We start from the raw sequence: 22,779 nt of genomic DNA, 5'->3' as shown, positions 1-22,779 counted from the left end.
GCGCGTCGAGTGGGCCGAGGCGCCGCTCAGGCCTGGGTGAAGCCGTTCATGATGGCGGTGGGGCGCTTGCTGGCGGAGTCCCAGGCACCCATGTTGTAGCCGGTGAACGGGGACATGCACTCCGGCTCCCAGTAGAAGATGCCCTGCCCGCCGGCGGACTTGAGCGCCTTGGTGTAGGCGACCAGCGCGGCCTGGGTGGAGGCGGCCCGGTCGACCCGGCCTCCGAACTCGCTCTGCAGGAACGGCTTTCCGTAGGCGGCGGAGATCTTCCGCATGTTCTCCACGATGCCCGGCGCGACGTCGGCGCTGCCGTAGGAGGAGAACACGGACATGTCCCACTTGCCGCCGGCCGCGGCGAAGCGGCTGAAGAACGTCGTCATCACGTCGTACTTCTGCGGCTGGGCCAGGTGGATGCACACCGCCGAGTTCGGTGACACCGCCTTGACCTGGGTGTAGGCCGCGTTGAGCAGCCCGGTCATCTGCGCCGGGCTGGAGACGCTGCCGACGGGGCGGCAGATTCCGCTGTTGATCTCGTTGCCGATCTGCACCCAGGCCGGGAGCACGTCGTTGTTCTTCATGACGGTCATCGACTGGTTCACGTACGTGTTCATCGCGGCGAGCATCTGGCTGTAGCTCATGTTCCGCCAGGCGGCGGGCGGGTTCTGCACACCGACGGAGTTCCAGGTGTCGCCGAACATGTAGTCCAGCATGATCGACATGCCGGCGGCCTTGACCCGCTTGGCGAAGGCGGCGACCTCGTTGATGGAGCAGTGGCCGTTGGCCGGGTCGCCGGACGGGTTGACGAACGTACGGAGCCGGACGGCCGTGATGCCGTACCCCTTCAGGATGGTGAGCAGATCCTGTGTCTGGCCACTGGCGTTCTTCCAGGAGTAGCCGCGTGCCTCCATCTGCGGCACCCAGCTGATGTCGACGCCCTTGACGAAACCGGCGGCGGCGTGGGCCGGCGTCTCGAGTTCGGCGAGTGCGGCGGAGGTGGCGAGGACACCGGCGGTCGCGGTGGTGGCCTTGAGCAGTGTCCGGCGGCTGATCGGAGCGGGAGCAGGGGTCGGTGACATGGTCGCTCCTCCCTGTCCGCCGGCCGCGCGTGAGACGTCGCGGCCGGCGGGCAGCGGGTTGTGGGGGGTGGAGTTTCCGGGACTGGGTTCGATCCGCCCGCATCTGCTGGGAACGTTCACAACCTGTCAGGTGGACACGGGACGCTCCGTCCTCGAAGGAAAAAGAGTGCAGGTGCGGGATCCACGAACTGCCGTGTGCGGCACCAGGGCTGGAAGGCGGGCGACCTGTTCGACTGCCTTCGACCACAGGTGACGGTGAGGCGGCTCACGCAGTGTTCTCGGGCCTCCACCCGGCTGTCAATCCATAGGTCACGAAAACCTCACGGATCCGAACAGGGCCGCACAGCGGACTGGACAGAATCCTTGACGAGGCATCAGAGCATTCCTACGCTCCCTCCTCATGGGAGCGTTCCCATACCCCCCACGCCCCGGAGGCCACTGTGACCGACCCTCACCGGCGTCCCCGCACCGCGCCACGACCGTGGCGATCACCGCACCGGCCGGGCGGCCGGCTCGTCGGCGGCCTCTCCGCCGCCGCGCTGGCCCTGTCCGCGCTCGTCGCACTGCCCCAGACCGCCCAGGCCGCGACCGCACGGCAGGTCGAGAAGCTCGACCGCGGCCTGTCCAGCGTGCACACCGGCAGCGGCAACCTGGTGTCCTGGCGATGGCTGGCGACCGACCCCGACGACGTGTCCTTCAACGTCTACCGCGGCGGCACCAGAGTCACCTCCTCGCCCGTCACCGCCTCGACGAACTACTTCGACGCGGGCGCCGCGGCCTCGGCCGACTACACGGTGCGCGCGGTCGTCAACGGCACCGAGCAGGCCGCTTCGGCGCCCGCGGTGCAGTTCCGCACGGGCTACAAGGACGTGCCGATCTCCCCTCCCGCGGGCGGCACCGCCCCGGGCAACTCGGCCTACACCTACGAGGCCAACGACGCCTCCGTGGGCGATCTCGACGGCGACGGCGCCCTCGATCTGGTGCTGAAATGGCAGCCGACCAACGCCAAGGACAACTCCCAGTCCGGCTACACCGGCAACACCATCGTCGACGGCATCAAACTCGACGGCACCCGGCTGTGGCGTATCGACCTGGGCCGCAACATCCGCTCCGGCGCGCACTACACGCAGTTCCAGGTGTACGACTACGACGGTGACGGCAAGGCCGAGGTCGCCATGAAGACCGCCGACGGCACCCGCGACGGCACCGGCGCGGTCATCGGCAGCTCCTCCGCAGACCACCGCAACTCCAGCGGCTACGTCCTGTCCGGGCCCGAGTACCTGACGATGTTCAACGGCCAGACCGGCAAGGCGATGCAGAGCGTCGACTACGTCCCGGGCCGCGGCACCGTCTCCTCCTGGGGCGACAACTACGGCAACCGCGTCGACCGCTTCCTCGCCGGCACCGCCTACCTCGACGGCGCCCGCCCCTCGCTGATCATGGCGCGCGGCTACTACACCCGATCGGTGATAGCCGCCTGGGACTGGCGCAACGGCGCCTTCACCCGGCGCTGGACCTTCGACACGTCCTCCTCCAGCAACAGCGGCAAGGGCTACGACGGCCAGGGCAACCACAGCCTGTCCATCGCCGACGTCGACGCCGACGGCAAGGACGAGATCGTCTACGGCGCGATGACCGTCGACGACAACGGCAGCGGCCTTTGGACCACCAGGCTCGGGCACGGCGACGCCGGTCACGTCGGCGACCTGAACCCGTCCCGTCCGGGACTTGAGTACTTCAAGGTCTCGGAGGACTCCAGCAAGCCCGGCTCCTGGATGGCCGACGCCCGCACCGGGGCGAGGCTCTGGCAGACCGCGTCCGGCTCCGACAACGGCCGGGGTGTCGCCGCCGACATCTACGCCGGCAGTCCGGGCGCCGAGGCCTGGTCCGCCACCGACACCACCCTGCGCTCCGCCACCGGCACCTCGCTCGGCCGGGAGCCCTCCAGCATCAACTTCCTGTCCTGGTGGGACGGCGACCCCGTCCGCGAGCTCCTCGACGGCACCCGCATCGACAAGTACGGCACGTCCGGCGACACCCGGCTGCTGACCGGCTCGGGTGTGGCCTCCAACAACGGCACCAAGTCCACCCCGGCCCTGTCGGGCGACATCCTCGGCGACTGGCGCGAGGAGGTCGTCTGGCGCACCGGCGACAACAGGGCCCTGAGGATCTACTCGACCCCGCACCAGACCAACACCAAGATCACCACCCTGCTCCACGACACCCAGTACCGCACGGCGCTGGCGTGGCAGAACACCGCCTACAACCAGCCCCCGCATCCGTCCTTCTTCATCGGCAACGCCATGCCGACGGCACCCCGGCCGACGGTCTACACACCCTGACCCGCTCCGACCGGCCCTGACACGCGGACACGTGCCCCTACCGCGATCGCGGTAGGGGCACGTGTCCGCGCTCGGCCGGCGACGAGAGCCCGGCGGACTGCGAGCGTTGCCGTGCGCCGGGATTCCGGCCCGTGTTCTTCCGGAAAGGCTAGTCGTCGTCCCCTCTCACCGGACGGGCCGTCCGCTGGTGCCACCGGCACGCCGGCCCGGGTGGGTCCGTTCGCCCCCTGGGCCCGGCTGACGACCATCGGGGTGGGGCGCATGCCGGGCCGGCGCCCGGCCGAGCCGCGCTGCGTAGAGTGAGGGAGTGCAGGTGGCAGCGGTGAGTCGGCGGTTGATGGCCCGACACGAGCGGATCCGGGACGCGCTTCCGGCGGTGGTGCTCATCCTGATGGGCACGGCGGCGACCGCCGCGGGTGAGGGCGGTTCCGGCTGGCACGCACCCCGGCCGGGCGGGGTGGCCTGGATGGCGCTGGCGTGTGCGCCGCTGGTCTTCCGCAGCCGATGGCCGCTACCGGTCGTGGTCGCCTCGCTGGCCGTCGATCTGGCGCACCTGTCCGTCGCGCCGGGGTTCTCCCTGACTCCGGCGGCGAGCCTGGTGGCGCTCTACACCCTCGCCTCCCGGAGCAGCCGGCGCACCGCCTGGATCACCGGCCTGATCGCGTCGGTCCTGATCACGGCCGTCTACGCGGTCGCCGATTCCGAACCACCTCTCGCGGGCGCGAGTCTGCTCCACTTCGACCTCGCGATCGCCGCCACCGCGCTGGGCGACGTCGTCCGCACCCGCCGCCTGCACCTCGCCGAGGTCGAGGCGCGAGCCGAACGGGCCGAGCGCAGCAGGGAGGAGGAGGCGCGGCGGCGGGTCACCGAGGAGCGGGTGCGCATCGCCCGAGAACTGCACGACGTGGTGGCCCACCACATCACCCTGGTCAACGCGCAGGCCGGCGTGGCCCACCACCTCATGCGCCACGATCCCGACCGTGCGTACGAGGCGCTGGCCCACATCAAGGACAACAGCCGCGCCGCCCTCGACGAACTGCGCGCCACCGTGGGCCTGTTGCGCCAGCCCGACGACGGGCCCGACTCCCGCGCGCCCATCCCCGGTCTGGCCGATCTGGACGCCCTGGTGAGTGGGGTGCGAGCGGGCGGACTGGTCGTGGAGGTGGTGTGCACCGGCACACCCCGGCCCGCGGCGCCCACCACGGAACTGACGGCTTACCGCATCGTCCAGGAAGCGCTCACCAACACCCACAAGCACGCGTCGGCGACACGGGCGGGGGTGGAGCTGCACTACGGACCGGAGCGGCTGCGGGTCACCGTGACGGACGACGGCCGACCCGGCGCCCTGCCGGGCCCCGGCTCCGGTCACGGCCTGATCGGCATGCACGAGCGCGCGACCGCCATCGGCGGCTCGGTCACCACCGGCCCGCTACCCGACGGCGGCTTCCGGGTCGTCGCCGAACTCCCCCTCACCCTCGCCCCCACGTCCGCCTGACCCGCACGAGGTAAGAATCACCATGACGATCCGTGTCCTGCTCGCCGACGACCAGGCCCTGCTGCGGGGTACCTTCCGGCTGCTCATCGAGGCGCAGCCGGACATGGAGGTCGTTGCCGAGGCGTCCGACGGCCGGGAGGCGGTGCGGCTGGCCCGGTCCGCGCGGGCCGATGTGGTGGTGATGGACATCCGCATGCCCGGAGTCGACGGCATCGAGGCCACACGGCTCATCGGCGGGGACGAGGACCTGGCCGGGGTGAAGGTGCTGGTCCTCACCACCTTCGAGGTGGACGAGTTCGTGGTCGAGGCGTTGCGGGCCGGTGCCAGCGGCTTCCTCGGCAAGGGGGTCGAACCGGCCGAACTCCTGCACGCCATCCGGCTGGTCGCGGCCGGTGAGGCGCTGCTCTCACCGGCCGCGACCAAGGGCCTGATCAGCCGGTTCCTCTCCCAGCCCTCCCCCGGCCGCCTGGCCGATCCCGAGCGGCTGGCCATGCTGACGCCCCGGGAGCGTCAGGTCATGCAGTTGGTGGCCACGGGCCTGTCCAACGACGAGATCGCCGAGCGGCTCTTCGTCACCCCGGTGACCGTCAAGACCCACGCCAACCGGGCCATGGCCAAGCTGGGCGCCCGGGACCGGGCCCAACTCGTGGTCATGGCCTACGAGAGCGGGCTGGTCCGCGCGGGGGAGACCCGGAGCTGACGCTCGCCGGTGTCGCTCACGCTCCGGTGAGTACGGTGCGCGGCGCCTCGGCGGGCTCCCGTCGGAACGCCCAGTCCAGCCGGGGTTCCAGGACGAAGCGGAACAGCCGTCACACTTGTGGGGCGCACAGGGCGGTCATGAGTCCCTTTATTTCGCAATCCGGCAAGTGTCGGTGCCCGGGGGTCAGCTGTCGCGCAGTGCCGCCTCGATCTCGCCCAGCGAGCGGGTGAGCCGCCCGTAGTCGGCCCGGGGCACCGGGGCCACGAAGTACCGCTCCACGACCCGCGCGTGGACGACGGCGGCCCGCAGGAGCACCGCACGGCCGTGCTCGGTCGCCTCGACCAGGACGCTTCTGCGGTCGCCGGGGGCGGGCACCCGCCGCACTAGACCGGCCGTCTCCATCCGGTCGATCAGCCGGGTGACACCGCCACTGGTGAGGGTCAGGTCGTCGGCGAGCCGGCGCTGGGAGATCTCCTCGTCCGGATGTCGGCAGAGCCGGATGAGGACCTCGAACATCGTGTGACCGACCTGACACTCCTCGCGCAGCGCCGCGTCGATCCGCTGTTCCAGGCGGGTGGCGGCTTTGAGCAGCAGCCCGAAGTCGTGCACGAGGGGGCTGTCGGCGGCACGGGCGGCCGCGTCGTCGTCTCGCTTGGCAGGGCTCATACCGCCGACTTTACTGCTTCTTCACCTACTGCCGTCTCAATTACTGAGCAATCAATTGCTGAGCCGTCAACGAAATCCTATGGTGTGACCCACCACCCCGCTACCACGGAGGAGAGGGAGATCAGTGGACCTTCAGCACTGGCTCGGCCGGGCCGACGACGCGATACAGCAGTGGGCTGACAGCTTCGGCCCCTACGAGCAGCACCCGTCCCTCCTCGTCGACGACGATCGTTTCGCCGCGGCCTTCGAGGAGCTCACCGGAAGACTGAAGGAGAACTATCCCTTCTTCCACCCGCGCTACGCGGGGCAGATGCTCAAGCCCCCGCACCCGGCGGCGATCGTCGGCCACCTCACCACCATGCTGATCAACCCCAACAACCACGCGCTGGACGGCGGCCCCGCCACCGCCCGCATGGAGCGCGAGGCCGTGGCGCAACTGGCCGCGATGTTCGGCTACGACACCCACCTCGGCCACCTCACCACCAGCGGCACCATCGCCAACCTCGAAGCCCTCTTCGTCGCCCGCGAACTCCACCCCGGCCGCGGTGTCGCCTACAGCGCCGACGCCCACTACACCCACGGCCGCATGTGCCACGTCCTGGGCATGAAGGGCCATCCCGTCCCGACCGACGACCGCGGACGCATCAGCCTCGACGCGCTGGAGGACGTCCTGCGGACGGGAGAGGTGGGCACGGTCGTCCTCACCGCCGGCACCACCGGCCTCGGTGCCGTCGACCCGATCCACCACGCCCTCGCCCTCAGGGACCGCTACGGTGTCCGGCTCCATGTCGACGCGGCCTACGGCGGCTTCTTCACGCTGCTCGCCGGCGCCGACGGACCGGAAGGCCAGCCCGCACAACCCTGGCGGGCGATCGCCCGGTGCGACTCGGTCGTCGTCGATCCGCACAAGCACGGACTCCAGCCCTACGGCTGCGGTGCCGTCCTCTTCCGCGACCCCGAGGTGGGCCGCTTCTACCTGCACGACTCGCCCTACACCTATTTCACCTCCAGCGAGCTCCACCTCGGCGAGATCAGCCTGGAGTGCTCGCGCGCCGGCGCCTCGGCCGCCGCCCTGTGGCTCACCTTCCAGGTCCTCCCGCCCACCCCCGCCGGACTCGGCCGCGTCCTGGGGGCCGGCCGCCGGGCCGCCCTGCGCTGGGCCGAGTTGATCTCCGCCTCCGACGCCCTGGAGCTGTACCAGCAGCCGGAGCTGGACATCGTGAGCTACTTCCCGGTGACGGAACCCGCTTCCCTCACCGCCATCGACGCGGCGTCCGCCCGAGTGCTGGCCGACGGCATGGCGGACGCCGACCCCGTGTTCCTGAGCACCCTCAAGGCCGACCGCGACGCGTTCACCGCACGCCATCCGAAGGTCACCGCCGACGCCGAGGGCGCCCGCATCCTGCGCAGCGTCCTGATGAAGCCGGAGTCCGAGGACCACGTGCGGCACCTCCACGACCGGGTCACGCGTCTCGCCGGGTCGTGAGCACCGCCTCCCGTTCACGTCAGGTCATGGTCACCTCGCAGCGCGTACGCCTCCGCGAGGATGAGGTAGCCGGCGGCGGTCCAGGTGTAGGCGCGGTCGCGCAGGCCCCTTCCCGTGAGGGCGTCGAAGTTCTCGGCGAAGCCGTGGGTTTCACACAGGGCGCGGAAGCGGGCGCTGATGTCGTCCGCCAGGCGGTGGTGGCCGGCGCGGCGCAGGCCGTCCTCGATCAGGACGGTCGCGGGGGCCCAGATGGGGCCGCGCCAGTAACCGTCGTCGAGGTAGTGGGGTGAGGTGGGCAGCTCGGTGGCGAGACCGTAGGGGGTCAGATGGGCCTTGATGTGGTCGGCCAGAGCGGCGCTGACCTCGCCCGGCAGGTGCTCGCCGAGCACGATGGGCATCAGGTCGAGGAGCGAGGCACTGTCCCAGGTGTCGCCCGTGCCGACGCCCCGGGCCACGAACCGGTCCCCGCTCCAGAGCTGGTCCAGCATCGCCGCCTGCGTCTCCTCGGCGGCCCGCTTCCACCGGCCCGCCTCGTCCGTCCGGTCCAGCTCCAGGGCGAGGTCGGCGAGTTCGCGGAGCTGGAGGACGAGGAAGGCGCAGAGGTCGGCGGTCTCCACCACCCGCTCGGGGTCGAAGGTGGTGGCGTTGTCCCAGCCGCTGTCGTTGCCGTGCTGGTAGTGCGGGAAGGCGGCGCCGGGAGCGCGCCGGACGGTGAGCCAGAAGTTCGTCCAGCGCTCCAGACGGTGGTACACCTCGGCCAGCTCGTCCGGGCCGGGCGGCGTCGGCAGACGGCGGCGCAGGTGCCCGAAGGCCCAGCCGTGAATGGGCGGTTTGACGAAGTTGTACAGGACCTCGGAGTGGGTCACCGAGTCCGGCAGGGCACCGCCGGCGTCCTGATGGTCGAAGGGCAGGGCGAACTGGTCCCGGGCCAGTTCGGGACAACCGGGCGCCAGGGCCAGTGCGTTGAAGCAGTGGTCCCAGCTCCACACCTTGTCCATCCAGTGCTTGGACATCAGCACCGCGGGCCGGGTGACCAGGCCCGTCGGGCGGACGGTGGCCGACCACAGGACGTAGGCGGCCAGTTCGGCCGCCGGGGTGGCGGACGAGCGCCAGGGAGCGACGGCGTCAGCGAACGCGGCGAACGAGCCTCGCGCGGATGCCGCGATCTTGTCGAAGGCCGCCTCGGACGTGTACGGCGGGCGGGCGGTGTCGAGTTCCTCGATCGCGATATCCCAGGTTCCGCCCGTCTCCGCGGCCATCTTGAGACCGCGCTCGGCGCTGCCCAGCGCCTGGGCACCGGTCACGTCGGCGGTGCCGGACAGGACGGTGACGCGATAGCGGCGTCCGGTCTCGTACGACGTGAACACATGGGCACCGGCGGCGGGGTCGTGGAAGAAGTAGGTTCCGCTGAACGGCGTCAGGACCTCGGCGGCCGCCCGGACGGCGATCCCCATCCCGCTCCCGCGCAGGCGCACGGTGTCCGGGGACTCGTAGGCGAGGTCGACTCGGCCGCCCGCGCCGGTCCAGCTGAGCAGGCCCGGTCTCGCCTCCACGCGGGTCTCCACCCGGTCGCCCGTCACGGGATCCAGGGGCGTCAGGCGCAGGACGGCGTGCAGGCCGTTCTGGTGGGAGACGAGATGGAGGTCCTCGGCGTACGTCTTCTCCGCCACCACGGGCGAGATGCCGAACCAGGAGCCGTAGGTGCTGAACGGGATGTCGTGGACGGAGAAGGCCGGGCCGGAGCGGTCGGCGGTCATGAAGGGGCACTCGTTTCTCGCGCAGGGGGAAGGGGTCAGTCCTTGACCGCGCCGGCCGTCACACCGGCGGCGACGTAGCGCTGGGCCAGGACGAGGATGACCGCGGCGGGCAGCGAGGCCACGACGGCGGTGGCCATGATGGCGTTCCACTCCTGGTTGTTGTTGCCGATGTAGTGGTAGATGCCGAGGGTGATGGGCTCGTGGGCCCCGCCGTTGACGAGGGTGCCGGCGAAGACGAAGTCGGACCACGACCACAGGAACGCGAAGAGCGACACCGTGACGACGGCGTTGCGGCTCATCGGCAGGACGACCGACGAGAAGGTGCGCACCGGACCGGCACCGTCGGTGCGTGCCGCCTGGAGCAGTTCCCCGGGGATGCCGGACATGAACGCGGTGAAGATGAGCACCGCGAACGGCACCGCCAGGGTGGAGTCGGCGACGATCAGGCCGGGCACGGACTGGAGCAGGCCGAGCTGGAGGTAGATGGCGTAGAAGCCCATCGCCATGATGATGCCGGGAATCATCTGCGCCGCGAGCAGGAGGAAGCTGAGCACTCCCCCGCCGCGCGGGCGCAGTTTGGCCAGGGCGTAACCGGCCGGGGCGGACAGGGCCACGGTGAGGGCCACGGTGCCCAGGCCGATGACCAGGCTGGTACCGAGGTAGGGCAACTGGTCGTCGAGGACGGTGCGGTAGCCGGCCAGGGTGCCGTGCACGGGGAACAGGCCGGGTGGGGACTTGCGCATGTCCTGGTCGCGGGTGAGGGAGACGTTCAGCATCCAGTAGACCGGGAAGAGCATGATCGCGGTCAGCAGGACGCCGACCATCGTCTTTCCCCAGGAGCGTCGGCTTCTCATGCGTACGCCTGCTTTCGCTGGACCCTCATGTAGACCCCGCCGAACACCAGGGCGGCCACGACCAGCAGGTTGCCGACGGCCGCTCCGGGGCCGAAGGCGGGCAGCAGGTTGCCGAAGCCGAGCCGGTAGGACCAGGTGGCGAAGGTGGTGGACGCGTCCGCCGGACCGCCCTTGGTCATGATCCAGATGATGTCGAAGACCTTGAGTGTGTAGACCAGGCCGAGGAGCAGGGTGATCGCGGAGACGGGGCGCAGCAGCGGGAAGGTGATGCTCCAGAAGCGCCGCCAGGCTCCCGCTCCGTCGAGGGCGGCCGCCTCGTACAGTCCGGCGGGGATGGATTGCAGGCCGCTGTAGAGCACGACCAGGTTGAACGGGACGCCGATCCAGATGTTGGCGATGATCACCGAGGTGAGCGACCAGGAGGGCGAGGTCAGCCAGTTGACGGGGCCGAGGCCGAGCGCGTGCAGGGCGGCGTTGACGATGCCGGAGTCGCTGTTGAGCATCCACGACCAGGTCGAGGCCGACACGATCAGCGGCAGCAGCCAGGGGACGAGGAACAGGGCGCGCAGGGTCGCCGAGAGCCGGAAGTGCTGGTTGAAGAAGACCGCGAGGGCCAGCCCGATGGCGTACTGGAAGGCCAGGCACACGGCGGTGAACACCACGGTGTGCAGCAGGGCCGGGGCGAAGGTCGGGTCGTCGAAGACCTTCTGGTAGTTCGCGAGGCCGGTGAACGGCGCATCGCCCTGCACGAAGGAGCGGACGGTGTAGTCGCGCAGGCTCAGGTCGAGGTTGCGGTAGAGCGGATAGGCGTAGAAGAGGACGAGGTAGAGGGTCACCGGGGTGAGGAAGGCCCAGGCGGCCCACTGCGTCGAGGCGGGCCGGCGGCGTCGCGCGGTGTAGTCCGGTCCCGGGGCGGCATGGGCCGCCCCCGGAACGGTCCGTGCGGGCCGGTGGTCCGGCGGATGGACGGTCGGCTTCATCGGACCCATGTCACTTGATCGCGTCCTGCGCGGACGTCAGGGCGTCCTCGGGCGACTTGGATCCGCTGAGCGCGGACTGCACGGCCTTCCACAACTGCTCGGAGATCTTGGGGTACTTGGTGCCCAGGTCGTCGCTGGTGCGGCCCTTGGCCGCCTTGACCGCGTCGACCCACGGGGTGAGCGCGGGGTCGGCGGCCACCTGCTTCTTCCGCACCTCCTCGGTGGGGGCGACGTAGGAGAGGGTGGTGTCGGTGTCGTACAGGTGGGCGGTGCTGGTCAGGCAGGTCGTGAGCTTGCTCGTGGTGGCGTAGCGGGCGGTGTCGCCCTGGACGGGCACGGTGACGAACTCGCCGCCCGTCGGGGCCGCGGCGTTGCCTCCGCCGGTGGCCGGGACGGGCAGGACGCCGTAGTCGAAGCCGGCCTTCTTGGCGGCCGCGAGCTGCCAGGTGCCGTTCTCGGCGAAGGCGTAGTCGCCGCCGGCGAACTCCTGCCAGCTGGTGGTCTGGGTGTTGTTGATGACGGAGTTGGGGGCGTAGCCCTTGTCCAGCCAGTTCTTCCACAGGGACAGCGCGGAGACGGCCTGGTCGGAGTCGAGCTCCGTCAGCTTCGCGCCGGAACCCCAGAACCACGGCAGGAACTGGAAGCTGCCTTCCTCGGTGCCGATCGCGGAGAAGGTGATGCCCTTCTTTCCGGCCTTCTTGACCTTCCCCAGGGCTGCGGTCAGCGACTGCCAGTCCTTGACGGAGGCGATGTCGACACCGGCCTGCTTCAGGACCTTCTTGTTGTAGTAGAGCGCGAGGGTGTTGGCGCCGATGGGGGTGCCGTAGGTCTTGCCGCCCGACTGCCCGGCCGCGAGGAGGTTGGGGTCCACGGCGGAGGTGTCGAGTTTGTTGTCGTCGGTCGTGGTGAGCACGCCCGCCTCCGCGAGGGTGGAGACCACCGGGTTGTCGACGATGAGGACGTCCGGGGAGTTGCCCTGCTGGGCCGCCAGCAGCGTCTTGTTGGCGAGGTCGCTGGTGTCGAACCCGGTCCGCTTGACCTTCACACCGGCCTTGGCACCGCAGGCGTCCAGCAGCTTCACCCATGCCGAGACCTTGGTGAACTGCGGGTACGGGTCCCAGATCGTGTAGGTGCCGCTGTCCGCGCCCTCGGTGTCGGTGCTGCCCGAGCCGGAGGAGCATGCGGTGCCGGCGGCGGCGAGGACGGTCGACAGGGCCACGGCGGCGAGGTGCCGTCTGGAGGTGCTGTGCATCGCGGGTTCCTTCGTTCTTGGCACAGGGGTGCCGTGACAGGGGGCGGCGTGGGGGCAGCGGGCACACCGGGGCGAGGCGGTGAGGGGGGTGGGCCCGGAAAGGGAGAGCAGAGGCGGGGAGAAAGGAGAGGAAAGGAGAGGCAGGGAGGGGAGGGGTCAGGGCCGTGCAGAGCCGGAGGCTGGCCCGGTGCTGGCCCGCAGCGAGATGGGGGGTGTCAGCAGGTGGTGGCGGGCGGGCGCACCGGGCTGGTCGAGCCGCTCCACCAGCAGTTCGACGGCGCGCCGTCCCATCTCCTCCGCCGGTACGTCCGCCGCGGTGAGCTGCGGGGTCACCGTCTGCGCCCACCGGCTCGCCACCACTCCGGTGACGGAGAAGTCGCGCGGCACATGGCGGCCGGCCCCAGCCAGGCCCCGGTACAGGCCGCCCAGTGCGGCCTCGTTCAGCGTGACCAGGGCGGTCGTCTCCGGCTCGTCGCGCAGGATCCGCTCCACGCAGGCCTGGCCCGAGGCGGCGTCGTCCCCGCAGCAGTACGTGCGGACGGTCAGCCCGCGCTCGGCCGCGGCCTTGGTGAAGCCCTCCAGACCGCGGTGCGCCGACTCGTAACCGGCCTTCAGCAGCTGCTCCGGCCGGTTGACGAAGGCGATCCTGCGGTGGCCCAGGTCCGCGAGGTGGTGGACGCACGCCGCCGCCAGCGCCGTGTGGTCGAGCCCCACCCACCAGCCGTGCTCCGGGTGGGCGGTGCGGCCGATGGCGACGGCCGGGAAATCCAGCGAGTCCAGGTGCTCGGCCCGGTCGTCCTCCAGCCTGATCTCCATCAGGATGGCGCCGTCGACCCGCCGCTCCCCCAACAGCCGCTGGAACGAGCGGTCGCTGTCCACGCCGCTCGGGGACAGCAGCACGTCGTAGTCATGGGCCGCGGCGGCCTCCACGACACTGCCGATGAAGTCCAACTGCATGCCGGTGTAGTGGTTTCCGGCCGGCGGGAAGACGAGACCGATCGTACTGGTCCGCCCGTTGGCCAGGGCACGGGCGCTGGCGCTGGGCCGGTAGCCCAGTTCGTCGACGACCTGCTGGATCTTCCGGCGGGTGTCCTCCGAGACCGGGCGCTTGCCGCTCAGCGCGTAGGACACGGTGCTCCGCGAGACACCGGCACGCTTGGCGATCTCACCGATGTTCACGGCAACTCCTAGCTCGTCGAACCGGTTCGCTTTGCAGGAAGGTAGGAACTGCCCGGACTCCTGTCAACACCCCGAACACACCTCCCTGTTGGATCGAACGTCCCGACGAGATCCTCATGTCACAGGGATTGCTGGCCGTGAGTCCCGGTGCTAGCTTCGCGAACCGGTTCGACACAGCGAGCCGTTCAGGCAGCGGTGGAGCGGAAACCCCCACGCCCCAGCCGCGAGGCCGCCGTACCCGCCGCACCCCAGGTGTTCCCCGCCCCTGCCGCGCGCCATGGATCGAACCGTTCGACGGGCACGCCGGCCAAAACCGCTGCTCGGCGAAGCGACGCAGCCACGACACGACGACATGCCGCCACGACGACACGACGACACGACGACACGACGACTGAGGACGCCATCCATGCCATCCGCTGACAGATTCACGCGGCGCCGGGCCCCGGCCGCCGTGGCGCTGACCCTCGGAGCGGGCCTGCTGGCCGCACCGGCCACCCCCGCGCAGGCCGCCGACGCGCCCCGGCCCGCCGCCCGCTACTCCTTCGACCAGGACGACCTCGCCTCCGGGAAGATCACGGACAGCTCGGGCAACGGCCTGACGGCGACCCTGGTGAACGGCTCCACCGCCGGCTCGGTCGACGGCACGGCCGGAGGCAGGGCGCTGTCCCTGCCCGGCGGTGCGCCGGCCTCCGGCGGCGCGTACGTCCGCCTACCCCGCCAGGTGCTCGCCGGGACGACCGACCTGACCGTGTCCGCCCGCGTGAAGTGGAGCGGCGACACCTCGCCCTGGCAGCGGCTCTTCGATCTGGGCACGGACACCACCAAGTACCTCTTCGCCACGCCGTACAACGGCAGCGGGCTGTTCCAGACGTCCGTGACCACCGGTGGCGGGGGCGCGGAAGCCCAGGTCCGCGGCTACGCGAGTCTGCCCGCGAACGAGTGGCGGACGATCACCGTCACCCTCGACACCGCCGCGGGCCGGCTGACCACCTACCTCGACGGCGTGGCGGTGTCCTCCGCGGCGACCGGCATCAAGGCGGGGGATCTGCTGGACGGTTCGGCCACCGCCGCCGGGTACATAGGCAAGTCCCTCTACCCGGACCCACTGCTCAAGGGGGCCATCGACGACTTCACCGTGTGGCACGCGGCGCTGAGCCCCGAGCAGGTGGCCGGGACGGTCGGTGCCGTGCCGACCGTCCAGGAGCTCTCGCGGACGTCCTTCGACGTCCGCACCACCACCGGAACCGCCCCGTCCCTGCCCGCCGCCGTCCGTGCCTCCTCCTCCGACGGCTACGACCGCGACACCCCTGTCGCCTGGGACGCCGTGCCCTCCGACAAGTACGCCGCACCGGGCACCTTCACGGTCGCCGGAACCGCGGCCGGGCGCGCGGTGAAGGCCACCGTCACCGTGGTCCGCGAGGGGCAGCTCACCGTCGACCTCGGTTCGAACACCGGCGCGTTCCACGGCGGCGCCTCCGGCACCCTGTACGGCGTGTACGGGCCGGACGTCCCGACCAACAATCTCATCGAGGGCATGGGCCTGCGCACGGTCTCCACCAAGGCGCAGGACGGTCCGCAACACCCCGGTGCCGACGCCCTGGAGGTGGTGAAGCCGCTGGCCGACTCCACCGACGGTGACGTGTACATCTACATGACCGACATCCACCGGGGCTTCCCCTACCAGTGGCCGGGCGACACCCCCGCGGAGAAGCTGAAGCTCTACAAGGAGAAGATCGCCGAGCAGGTCGGCCAGGTCCTGAAGCTGCCGGAGCAGTACCAGGACAACATCGTCTTCGTGCCGTTCAACGAGCCCGAGGGCAACATGTTCGGCACCGGCGAGTGGAGCTACGACAAGGTCAGCTGGCTGAACGACCCCGACGCCTTCTTCGCCGCCTGGGACGACGCGTACAAGCTGATCAAGGGCAAGATGCCCGCTGCCCGCATCGCCGGGCCCAACACCAGCGTTCTGTACGACCAGGTGAAGGGCTTCCTCACCCACACCCTGGCCGCCGGAACGCTGCCGGACGTCGTGACCTGGCACGAGCTGAGCCACCCGGAGGCGGTCCGCCAGAGCGTCGCCAAGTACCGGGCGTGGGAGAAGGACCTGTTCAAGGGCACCGACCGGGAAGGCACACAACTCCCGATCAACATCAACGAGTACGCGTTCAACTACCACACCTCGGTGCCGGGCCAGATGATCCAGTGGGTGTCCGCGATCGAGGAGTCCAAGGTCGACGCCGACATCGCGTACTGGAACATCGATGGCAACCTGTCGGACTCCGCGGTGCAGTCGAACCGCGGCAACGGGCAGTGGTGGCTGCTGAACTCGTACGCCTCGATGAGCGGCCACACGGTGAAGGTGACCCCGCCGTTCCCGGGGGAGAACTACACCATGCAGGGCGTCGCCACCCTCGACGAGAAGAAGAAGCAGTCCCGGCTGATCTTCGGCGGGTCCACCGGAAAGGGTCACATCACCTTCGCGGGTGTCCCGAAGAAGGTCTTCGGCAAGCGCGTGCACGCCTGGGTGCGGGAGATCGAGTGGAGCGGGCAGGTCGGTGACTCGTCCGGTCCCAAGCTCCTCGCCGAGTCGAATCTGAAGATCGGTGACGACGGCACGGTCGCCCTCGACTTCGGCGACGGCACCCTGCCGAAGCTGAAGGAGTCCTCGGCCTACGAGATCGTGCTCAGCCCGGCCGGTAAGGCCAAGGGTACGCAGGCGCCGCCCGTGCGCTGGCAGTCGTCGTACGAGGCGGAGGACGCCGCGCACACCGGCTCCGGCTGGTCGAAGAACGGCCCGGAGGGGTCACCGCGTGACGTGTCGAAGTTCTACACCTCCGGCGGCTACGACGTGGGCGGCCTGCGCACCGGGTCGGACGTCGCGCTCGACTTCACCGTGGACGTGCCCGAGGACGGCACCTACGACCTGAGCGTCTTCGCCAACTCCCTCAACACGTTCGACAAGGTCAAGGAGCAGGGCCCCACCAACGTCTTCCTGCGCGTGGACGGCAAGGCGGGCAGTGAGCGGGAACTGCACCTGCCGCTCGGCTACAAGTGGGTCGTCTGGGACCACACCGACACCACGGTCGAACTGACCAAGGGCAAGCACACCTTGACGCTCGCCGCCAAGAGCGCCGACGGCAAGCGCGCCACCAAGGGCGACGCCATCGTCGACCGCCTCACCCTCTCCCTCCCGCACGCCTCGGCGGACACGCGGGTGTACGAAGGTGAACTGGCCTGGCCGTCCGGCGGAGCGCGCCCGGTCTACGACCTCCCGAGGCCGGCGGCCACCGGCTCGGGCGCGATGCGCCTCGCCAAGGGCCAGAGCGCGACCTTCTGGGTCTACTCGCCGGCCGACCGCGAGGCCACCCTCCGGGTCGACACCCTCGGCGGAACGGGCGCCCGGCTCTCCGTCAACGGCCATGACGTCCTGCGCCTGGCCAAGGACCGGAGCAGTGCGGCGGTCTCCCTCTCCGGCGGCGTCAACAAGGTGACCCTGACCGGTACTTCGGCCGCGACCCTCGTCGACCGCCTCACGGTCACGCCGACCGAGGGCACACTGCCGGTGCGCACCTACGAGGCGGGCGAGGCCCGGCTCGCCGGTTCGGCCACGCTCGCCCCGCTCTCCCTGGCCACCGACGGCACTGCGATCACGGGCATCGGCGGAGCTCCCGGCAACGGCAACACGGCGACGTTCACCGTCTCAGCGGACCGGGCCGGCCTGTACGCGCTGCGCATCCGCTACTCCAACCCGGAGCAGTCCGAGGCCACCCACTACAACCCCGACCCGCTAGCCCGCCACGCCGACCTCAGCGTCAACGGCGGCCCGGCCCATCGCGTCGGCTTCCCGCACAGCTTCCACCAGAACAACTTCTGGGAGCTGACCGTCCCGGTCCAGCTGAAGAAGGGCGAGAACACGATCGGCTTCCGCTCCGAGGAACTGCCGAACTTCGACGGCACCACCTACGCCTCGGACACCTTCCCGGGCGTACTGCTCCGCTCCCGGTACGCGCCCCTGATCGACCGGATCAGCGTCGCGCCCTACGCGCGCGAGGTGCGGTGACCCGCTGACGCCCGGCGCCCGGGGCCGTTTCCAGACGGCCCCGGGCGCCCGCGTCACCGGCCTCTCCGGACAGCACACCTAGGGTCGGGCCACACCCGTCAGCGACAAAAACTCGGCGCGCGAGCGCGCGTCGGAGCGCAGCAGGCCGAGCAGGGTCGAGGTCAGGGTGTCCGAGCCGGTGGCCTGGACGCCGCGCAGCGTCATGCAGGAGTGCTCGGCCTCGATGACCACGCCGACGCCCTTGGGTTCCAGCTGGGTCTGCAACCAGTCGGCGACCTGCTTGGTCAGCCGTTCCTGGACCTGGGGGCGGCAGGCGAAGTGTTCGACGACCCGCGCCAGTTTGGACAGGCCCAGGATGCGCGCGCCGGGCAGGTAGCCGACGTGCGCGACGCCGACCACCGGGAGCAGATGGTGCTCGCAGACGGTGCGGACCGGGATGCGCCGGGCGAGGACGAGTTCGTCGTACCCCTCGTCGTTGGGGAACGTGGTCAGGTCGAAGGGGCGCGGGCTGAAGAGTTCGGCGTAGGCGCGGGCCATCCGGCCGGGGGTGCCGCGCAGGCTCTCCGAGGCCGTGGAGATGCCGAGGGCCTCGAGGAACCGGCCTGCCGCGACCTCCGCGGCGGCCAGGTCGACCCCGTCGGATTCGTGGACCACCCGCAGGGCCGGCCGTGCGGGTGCCCCCGGCGCGTCGTCGAGCAGGTCGCTGCGCGGGGAGGTCTGCACCGGGTAGTCGGTCATGTCAGCTGCCTCCGATGCCCAGCGCGGTGAGCAGAACGAGGACGAGGGTGACCACGGCGAAGAGGCCGTGGGCGATGACCACCGGGAGCGGGAAGTGCCGTTCGGCGGGGACGGTCCCGGACTCCGCGGGGGCGGTCCCGGACTCCGCGGGGACGGTCCCGGACTCCGCGGGGGCGGCGGAGACCGCCGGGTGGGCGCGGCGAACGGGGATCCAGCGGGCCAGCATTACGAAGCCCAGCAGGGCCACCGGCAGCAGCAGGCCGAACGCCGTCCAGGCCAGGGCGCGTGTGTCGGTGACGACGTAGACGATCCACACCACCAGCCCCAGCGCGGCCAGGGCGAAGTGGGCGAAGACGACGGGCACGGGCAGGTGGGTCGCGCCCGTTCCCCGGCGGTGGATCCCGCCGCGCCGGATCCAGGTGCCGAGCATGAGGAACCCGCCGAGGGCGGTGACCACCCAGGCGGTCAGTGCGGCGATGTCCATGAAGAGCTCCGAGGGTGAGGACGATGTCGGGGGCGGCCGGAAGGCACCGGTCGCCGGGTGGGCCCGGCCGGGCCGGTCATACGGAGGAGCGGGACCGGCCCGGGCCGCGGTCGGTGGTGTATCCCTCGGCCTGGGTGTTCTCGTCGGTGACACGCACGCCGTAGCGATAGGCGAGCTTGCCGCCCAGGAATCCCGAGACGCCCAGGACCGCCACGCTGACGGCGGACAGGACGAGCGGGCCGGTGCCGACGCTTCCGCCGTCGGCGTGATCGCCGTGACGCCACAGGAAGTTCACGACGTAGGCGGCTGTGACCAGCAGGTTCAGCGTCATGTGCACCAAGGCGGTGCGAAAGGCGGGGGTGGCGCCGGGAAGGGCGAACAGGTCGAGGAACCCGACCATGGCCGCCAGCAGGGCACCGATCACCCCGATCGCGATCAGCCACTCGGAGGCCTGGGTCAGGAAGCCCGGGCGGCTGACGACGTGGGACGCGATGTCGAACACCAGGCTGGTGACCCAGGCGCCGATCGGCACGGTCACCAGGATCGGGTGGAACGGATGGCCGTACGGCCCGGCGAGCGAGGCGCTGACCGGGCGTTTCGCCTGAAGCTGTGACTCTGCGACCATGGCGACCTCCAGGGTTTTCACCAACAAGTCTTGGTGTTATTCCGCGCCGCCGTCAAGTCGTGCAGCACAGAGCGGCGAGAGAACCGCTGTTCCCATGCCTGTGGGAGTTACCGTGGTCCCGTGGCTTCCGACACGTCCGCGCAGGCCGACCAGGCCGACAGCGCCATCGACTCCGTCAGCGTCCTGAGCGAGGACTCACGCCGACGCATGTTCGCCTTCATCCGGCGCGCCCGGCGTGCCGTCACCCGTGACGAGGCGGCCGCCAGCGTCGGCATCTCCCGCAAGCTCGCCGCCTTCCACCTCGACAAGCTGGTCGACGCCGGGCTGCTGCGCGCCCGCTACGAGGCGCCGGGCGGAACCCGCAAGGTGGGCAGGCAGCCGAAGGTGTACGAGCCCACCGACGCCCAGATCACCGTGAACATCCCCGACCGGCGCCACGAACTGCTGGCGGACCTGCTCCTGGACGCCGTCCTGACCGAGCGGGCCGACGAGAACGCCTGCCAGGCGGCGATGCGCGCCGCGCGGGAGCGCGGCCGGCAGGTGGGCGAGGCGGCACGCACCGAGACCCGTCCGGGCCGGCTCGGCGCCGAGCGCGGCCTGACCGCCTGCGAACGCCTGCTGGACCGGTACGGCTACGAGCCCGTCCGGGAGACCCCGACCCGGCTCCGGCTGCGCAACTGCCCCTTCCACCCGCTGGCCGCGAAGGCCCCCGACCTGGTGTGCGGCATGAACCACGCCTTCCTCAGCGGCTACCTCGACGGCCTGGAGGTCAACGGCGTCCGCGCGGTCCTGGCCCCCGAACCCGGGGAGTGCTGCGTCCGGCTCGGCTCCGGCGAGAGCGACCCCGCCGACGGGGCGTCCCGGAGCGACTGAGCCACTGCGCCACCGAGCCATGTGGGGGTCTCCTGCGGTTGCCGCGCCCGTCGCCCCGGGTTACGACGTGATGACCGCGCGTCAGCCCGGACCGCGGCGAACCCAGGGAGTAATCACATGGCAGTGGAGATCAAGCCTCTGGTGAAACCCTCCAGGCTCAGACGCCGTGCAGGCCTGGCGGGCGAGTGCCTGGCCGAGTTCCTCGGGACGTTCGTCCTCATCTCCTTCGGATGCGGCGTGGTGGCCATGACCGTGGCGGCCCTGCCCGGCTCGGGGCGCACCGAGGGACCCACCGTCTTCTTCCTCGGCGCCGGTGACTGGCTCCTGATCACCTGGGGCTGGGCCATGGCCGTGATCCTCGGCATCTACGTGGCCGGCGGCGTCAGCGGCGCGCACCTCAACCCGGCGGTGACGCTCGCCTTCGCCGTCCGCCGCAGGTTCCCCTGGGTCAAGGTCGTGCCGTACTGGGCGTCCCAGGTGCTCGGCGCCCTGGCGGGGGCCGCTCTCGTCTACGCCGTGTACCACGACGCCATCAACGCCTTCGACGACGCCATGAAGGGGCCCAAGACGAACGGGAAGACCCTCGCGTCGTTCTCGATCTTCGCCACGTTCCCCGCGCCGTACTTCAACGGCGGGATCTGGGGCCCGCTGATCGACCAGATCGTCGGCACCGCCTTCCTGGTCATGCTGGTGGTCGCCCTCATCGACCTGCGCAACACGGCCGTGAAGGCGAATCTGGGCCCGTTGATCATCGGTTTCGTAGTGGCCGCCATCGGCATGTCCTTCGGCGCGAACGCGGGGTACGCCATCAACCCGGCCCGTGACTTCGGCCCCCGGCTGTTCACCTGGATGGCGGGATGGGAGGAACTGGCGTTTCCGGGCAGTCTGGCCGGGGCGTTCAGCGACTACTGGTGGATCCCGATCGTCGGGCCGCTCATCGGCGGCGTGATCGGCGTCCTGGTGTACGACCTGTTCATCGGCGACGTGCTCCACGCCCGCGCGCAGCAGGGCGAGGTACCGGAGGTGGGGCGGACCCGCCCCACCACGTCCGACGAGGAGTGACGACCCGCAGGCAACGGGCCTGCGAGCGCGGGCCCGGCTCGCCCCGGCCACGGCACGGACAGGACGTACGCGCCGCGGCCGGGGACGGCCGGGCCCGGCGCACGGGGCATGATCATCGCGCCCGGGGCCGATGCTAGATTCCTGCGTGCATCCGCCCCTGAGCGGTGCGGCTCGCCTGCCGGCCAGGTGAACCGCGCCGGGGCAGGCCCGCAACGGAGGTGGCACGCTCCATGACCGACCCTGAGGCGCCCCTCGGCCCGGCCGACGCTCCCGTTCCGCGGGTCCTGTGCAACACCGCGTCGCTCACCGCCGCCGAACCGGCGTCGACCGGCGCCCTGTGGCGCCTGACCGAACCCGGGCGGCAACTGGACGCCAACCTGATCCGCATCCCGCCCCACGGGTCGGTCGACGCGCACGCGGAACCCGACCTCGACGTCCTGCTGCTCGTCGTCTCCGGCGACGGCACGCTCGGCTCCGCGGCCGGGCCGAGCCCCCTGGAGCCCGGCAGCCTGGTCTGGCTGCCGCACGGCGGCGTGCGCGGACTGACCGCGGGCGAGAGCGGCCTGTCGTACGTGACGGTGCACCGCCGCCGCCCGGGTATGCAGATCCGGACCCGGCCCGACGCGTGACGGCGGGGCCCGACGCGTGACGGCGGGGCCGGATGAACAGCCACAGCTCCCGGGGCTGCACGCGTCCCGTGCTAGGTGAACGGCGTCGAGGCGGACCGACTCGTCCTCCGAGCGCCGGGTGCGCCGGCGGTGATGAGGGATCACAGGTGCTCCGGGTCGGCCACGGCGGGCAGGGCCGGTACACACACGTCGCACCGCTGAGGTGAGGCGGCCCCGGCCGGCAACTTGCTCAACGCACCGCTGAATCAAGCCGGTTGGGACGACCGCTGCCCTGCGGATGGTCCACCGGCATGGGAGCGCGTGAGCCGGGAGCGGCAGTCACGGCATCACGGTTGCCCTCCTCGGCCGTCAGCCCCCGGCAGGCGGCAGCGGCCATGAACACCCGCCCGGCGCGGGGGTCTTGAGGGTGAGGGCGGCACGAGTATTGACGGTGACACCACGGGCCCCCTACGGTCCCATCCGGCAACACGAACGATGTTCGATATACCGATCATGTGTGACGGCGTACTCCTCGCCCGGCC

18 protein-coding genes are annotated in these 22,779 nt (G+C 70.8%); 8 read left to right on the top strand and 10 right to left on the bottom strand.

Translation table 11 applies throughout. The annotated features are described in order from the left end of the window. Nucleotides 1–26: 26 nt before the first annotated feature. Nucleotides 27–1,076, bottom strand: a complete 1,050-nt coding sequence (locus AC0665_RS36365; protein ID WP_478706682.1) for a glycosyl hydrolase 53 family protein — start codon at nt 1,074–1,076, stop codon at nt 27–29. A 440-nt stretch (nt 1,077–1,516) separates the two neighbouring features. On the opposite strand from AC0665_RS36365, the gene AC0665_RS36360 reads away from it, so the two are divergent. From AC0665_RS36360 to AC0665_RS36350, 3 genes are all read left to right on the top strand, one after another. Then, entirely contained in the window at nt 1,517–3,418 is a 1,902-nt protein-coding gene (locus AC0665_RS36360) for a rhamnogalacturonan lyase (RefSeq protein WP_478706681.1), read from the top strand. Nucleotides 3,419–3,731: 313 nt separating this feature from the next. After that, the gene (locus tag AC0665_RS36355; RefSeq protein WP_478706680.1) at nt 3,732–4,913 is read left to right on the top strand and encodes a sensor histidine kinase; all 1,182 of its coding nucleotides are present in this window, start codon (nt 3,732–3,734) and stop codon (nt 4,911–4,913) included. A gap of 22 nt (nt 4,914–4,935) precedes the next feature. After that, entirely contained in the window at nt 4,936–5,613 is a 678-nt protein-coding gene (locus AC0665_RS36350) for a response regulator (protein ID WP_478706679.1), read from the top strand. 183 nt (nt 5,614–5,796) lie between these two features. Here AC0665_RS36350 and AC0665_RS36345 read toward each other — a convergent pair whose 3' ends face one another. Further along, nucleotides 5,797–6,279, bottom strand: coding sequence for a MarR family winged helix-turn-helix transcriptional regulator (locus tag AC0665_RS36345; protein ID WP_478706678.1), 483 nt, complete (start codon nt 6,277–6,279; stop codon nt 5,797–5,799). 124 nt (nt 6,280–6,403) lie between these two features. Between AC0665_RS36345 and AC0665_RS36340 the strand changes: the two genes are divergently transcribed. Further along, nucleotides 6,404–7,765, top strand: coding sequence for a pyridoxal phosphate-dependent decarboxylase family protein (locus tag AC0665_RS36340; protein WP_478706677.1), 1,362 nt, complete (start codon nt 6,404–6,406; stop codon nt 7,763–7,765). Nucleotides 7,766–7,779: 14 nt separating this feature from the next. Here the strand turns inward: AC0665_RS36340 and AC0665_RS36335 are convergent, their stop codons facing one another. The 5 genes from AC0665_RS36335 to AC0665_RS36315 all read right to left on the bottom strand — a co-directional run bounded on the left by AC0665_RS36335 (nt 7,780) and on the right by AC0665_RS36315 (nt 13,787). Beyond that, nucleotides 7,780–9,522, bottom strand: coding sequence for an amylo-alpha-1,6-glucosidase (locus AC0665_RS36335; RefSeq protein WP_478706676.1), 1,743 nt, complete (start codon nt 9,520–9,522; stop codon nt 7,780–7,782). Between the two features lie 35 nt (nt 9,523–9,557). After that, a complete protein-coding gene (locus AC0665_RS36330) occupies nt 9,558–10,376 on the bottom strand; it encodes a carbohydrate ABC transporter permease (protein WP_478706675.1) in 819 nt (272 codons plus the stop codon). Next, complete coding sequence (locus tag AC0665_RS36325; RefSeq protein ID WP_478706674.1) at nt 10,373–11,356, bottom strand: carbohydrate ABC transporter permease; 984 nt, start codon at nt 11,354–11,356, stop codon at nt 10,373–10,375. Before AC0665_RS36325 ends, AC0665_RS36330 begins: the two co-directional genes overlap by 4 nt. A gap of 10 nt (nt 11,357–11,366) precedes the next feature. Next, nucleotides 11,367–12,608 (bottom strand): sugar ABC transporter substrate-binding protein, encoded by a 1,242-nt coding sequence (locus AC0665_RS36320; protein ID WP_478706673.1) that lies wholly within the window; start codon nt 12,606–12,608, stop codon nt 11,367–11,369. A gap of 156 nt (nt 12,609–12,764) precedes the next feature. Further along, a complete protein-coding gene (locus AC0665_RS36315) occupies nt 12,765–13,787 on the bottom strand; it encodes a LacI family DNA-binding transcriptional regulator (protein ID WP_468639533.1) in 1,023 nt (340 codons plus the stop codon). A 406-nt stretch (nt 13,788–14,193) separates the two neighbouring features. Here AC0665_RS36315 and AC0665_RS36310 point away from each other — a divergent pair, with 406 nt between their 5' ends. Beyond that, nucleotides 14,194–17,847 (top strand): LamG-like jellyroll fold domain-containing protein, encoded by a 3,654-nt coding sequence (locus tag AC0665_RS36310; RefSeq protein WP_478706672.1) that lies wholly within the window; start codon nt 14,194–14,196, stop codon nt 17,845–17,847. A 78-nt stretch (nt 17,848–17,925) separates the two neighbouring features. On the opposite strand, the gene folE is transcribed toward AC0665_RS36310, so the two are convergent. The 3 genes from folE to AC0665_RS36295 form a co-directional block, all read right to left on the bottom strand. Further along, nucleotides 17,926–18,585, bottom strand: coding sequence for a GTP cyclohydrolase I FolE (gene folE, locus AC0665_RS36305; RefSeq protein ID WP_478611046.1), 660 nt, complete (start codon nt 18,583–18,585; stop codon nt 17,926–17,928). Between the two features lies 1 nt (nt 18,586). Continuing rightward, complete coding sequence (locus AC0665_RS36300; protein ID WP_478706671.1) at nt 18,587–19,069, bottom strand: hypothetical protein; 483 nt, start codon at nt 19,067–19,069, stop codon at nt 18,587–18,589. A gap of 76 nt (nt 19,070–19,145) precedes the next feature. After that, the gene (locus tag AC0665_RS36295; protein WP_478706670.1) at nt 19,146–19,694 is read right to left on the bottom strand and encodes a DUF2231 domain-containing protein; all 549 of its coding nucleotides are present in this window, start codon (nt 19,692–19,694) and stop codon (nt 19,146–19,148) included. A 120-nt stretch (nt 19,695–19,814) separates the two neighbouring features. On the opposite strand from AC0665_RS36295, the gene AC0665_RS36290 reads away from it, so the two are divergent. From AC0665_RS36290 to AC0665_RS36280, 3 genes are all read left to right on the top strand, one after another. Beyond that, a complete protein-coding gene (locus tag AC0665_RS36290) occupies nt 19,815–20,567 on the top strand; it encodes a helix-turn-helix transcriptional regulator (RefSeq protein WP_478611052.1) in 753 nt (250 codons plus the stop codon). 117 nt (nt 20,568–20,684) lie between these two features. Beyond that, nucleotides 20,685–21,629, top strand: a complete 945-nt coding sequence (locus AC0665_RS36285; RefSeq protein ID WP_478611055.1) for an MIP/aquaporin family protein — start codon at nt 20,685–20,687, stop codon at nt 21,627–21,629. A 230-nt stretch (nt 21,630–21,859) separates the two neighbouring features. Next, complete coding sequence (locus tag AC0665_RS36280) at nt 21,860–22,258, top strand: cupin domain-containing protein (protein WP_478611058.1); 399 nt, start codon at nt 21,860–21,862, stop codon at nt 22,256–22,258. The last annotated feature ends 521 nt before the right edge of the window (nt 22,259–22,779 follow it).

Source organism: Streptomyces sp. NPDC043685 (assembly GCF_056436585.1).
This window is presented reverse-complemented; position numbering and strand designations above follow the sequence as displayed.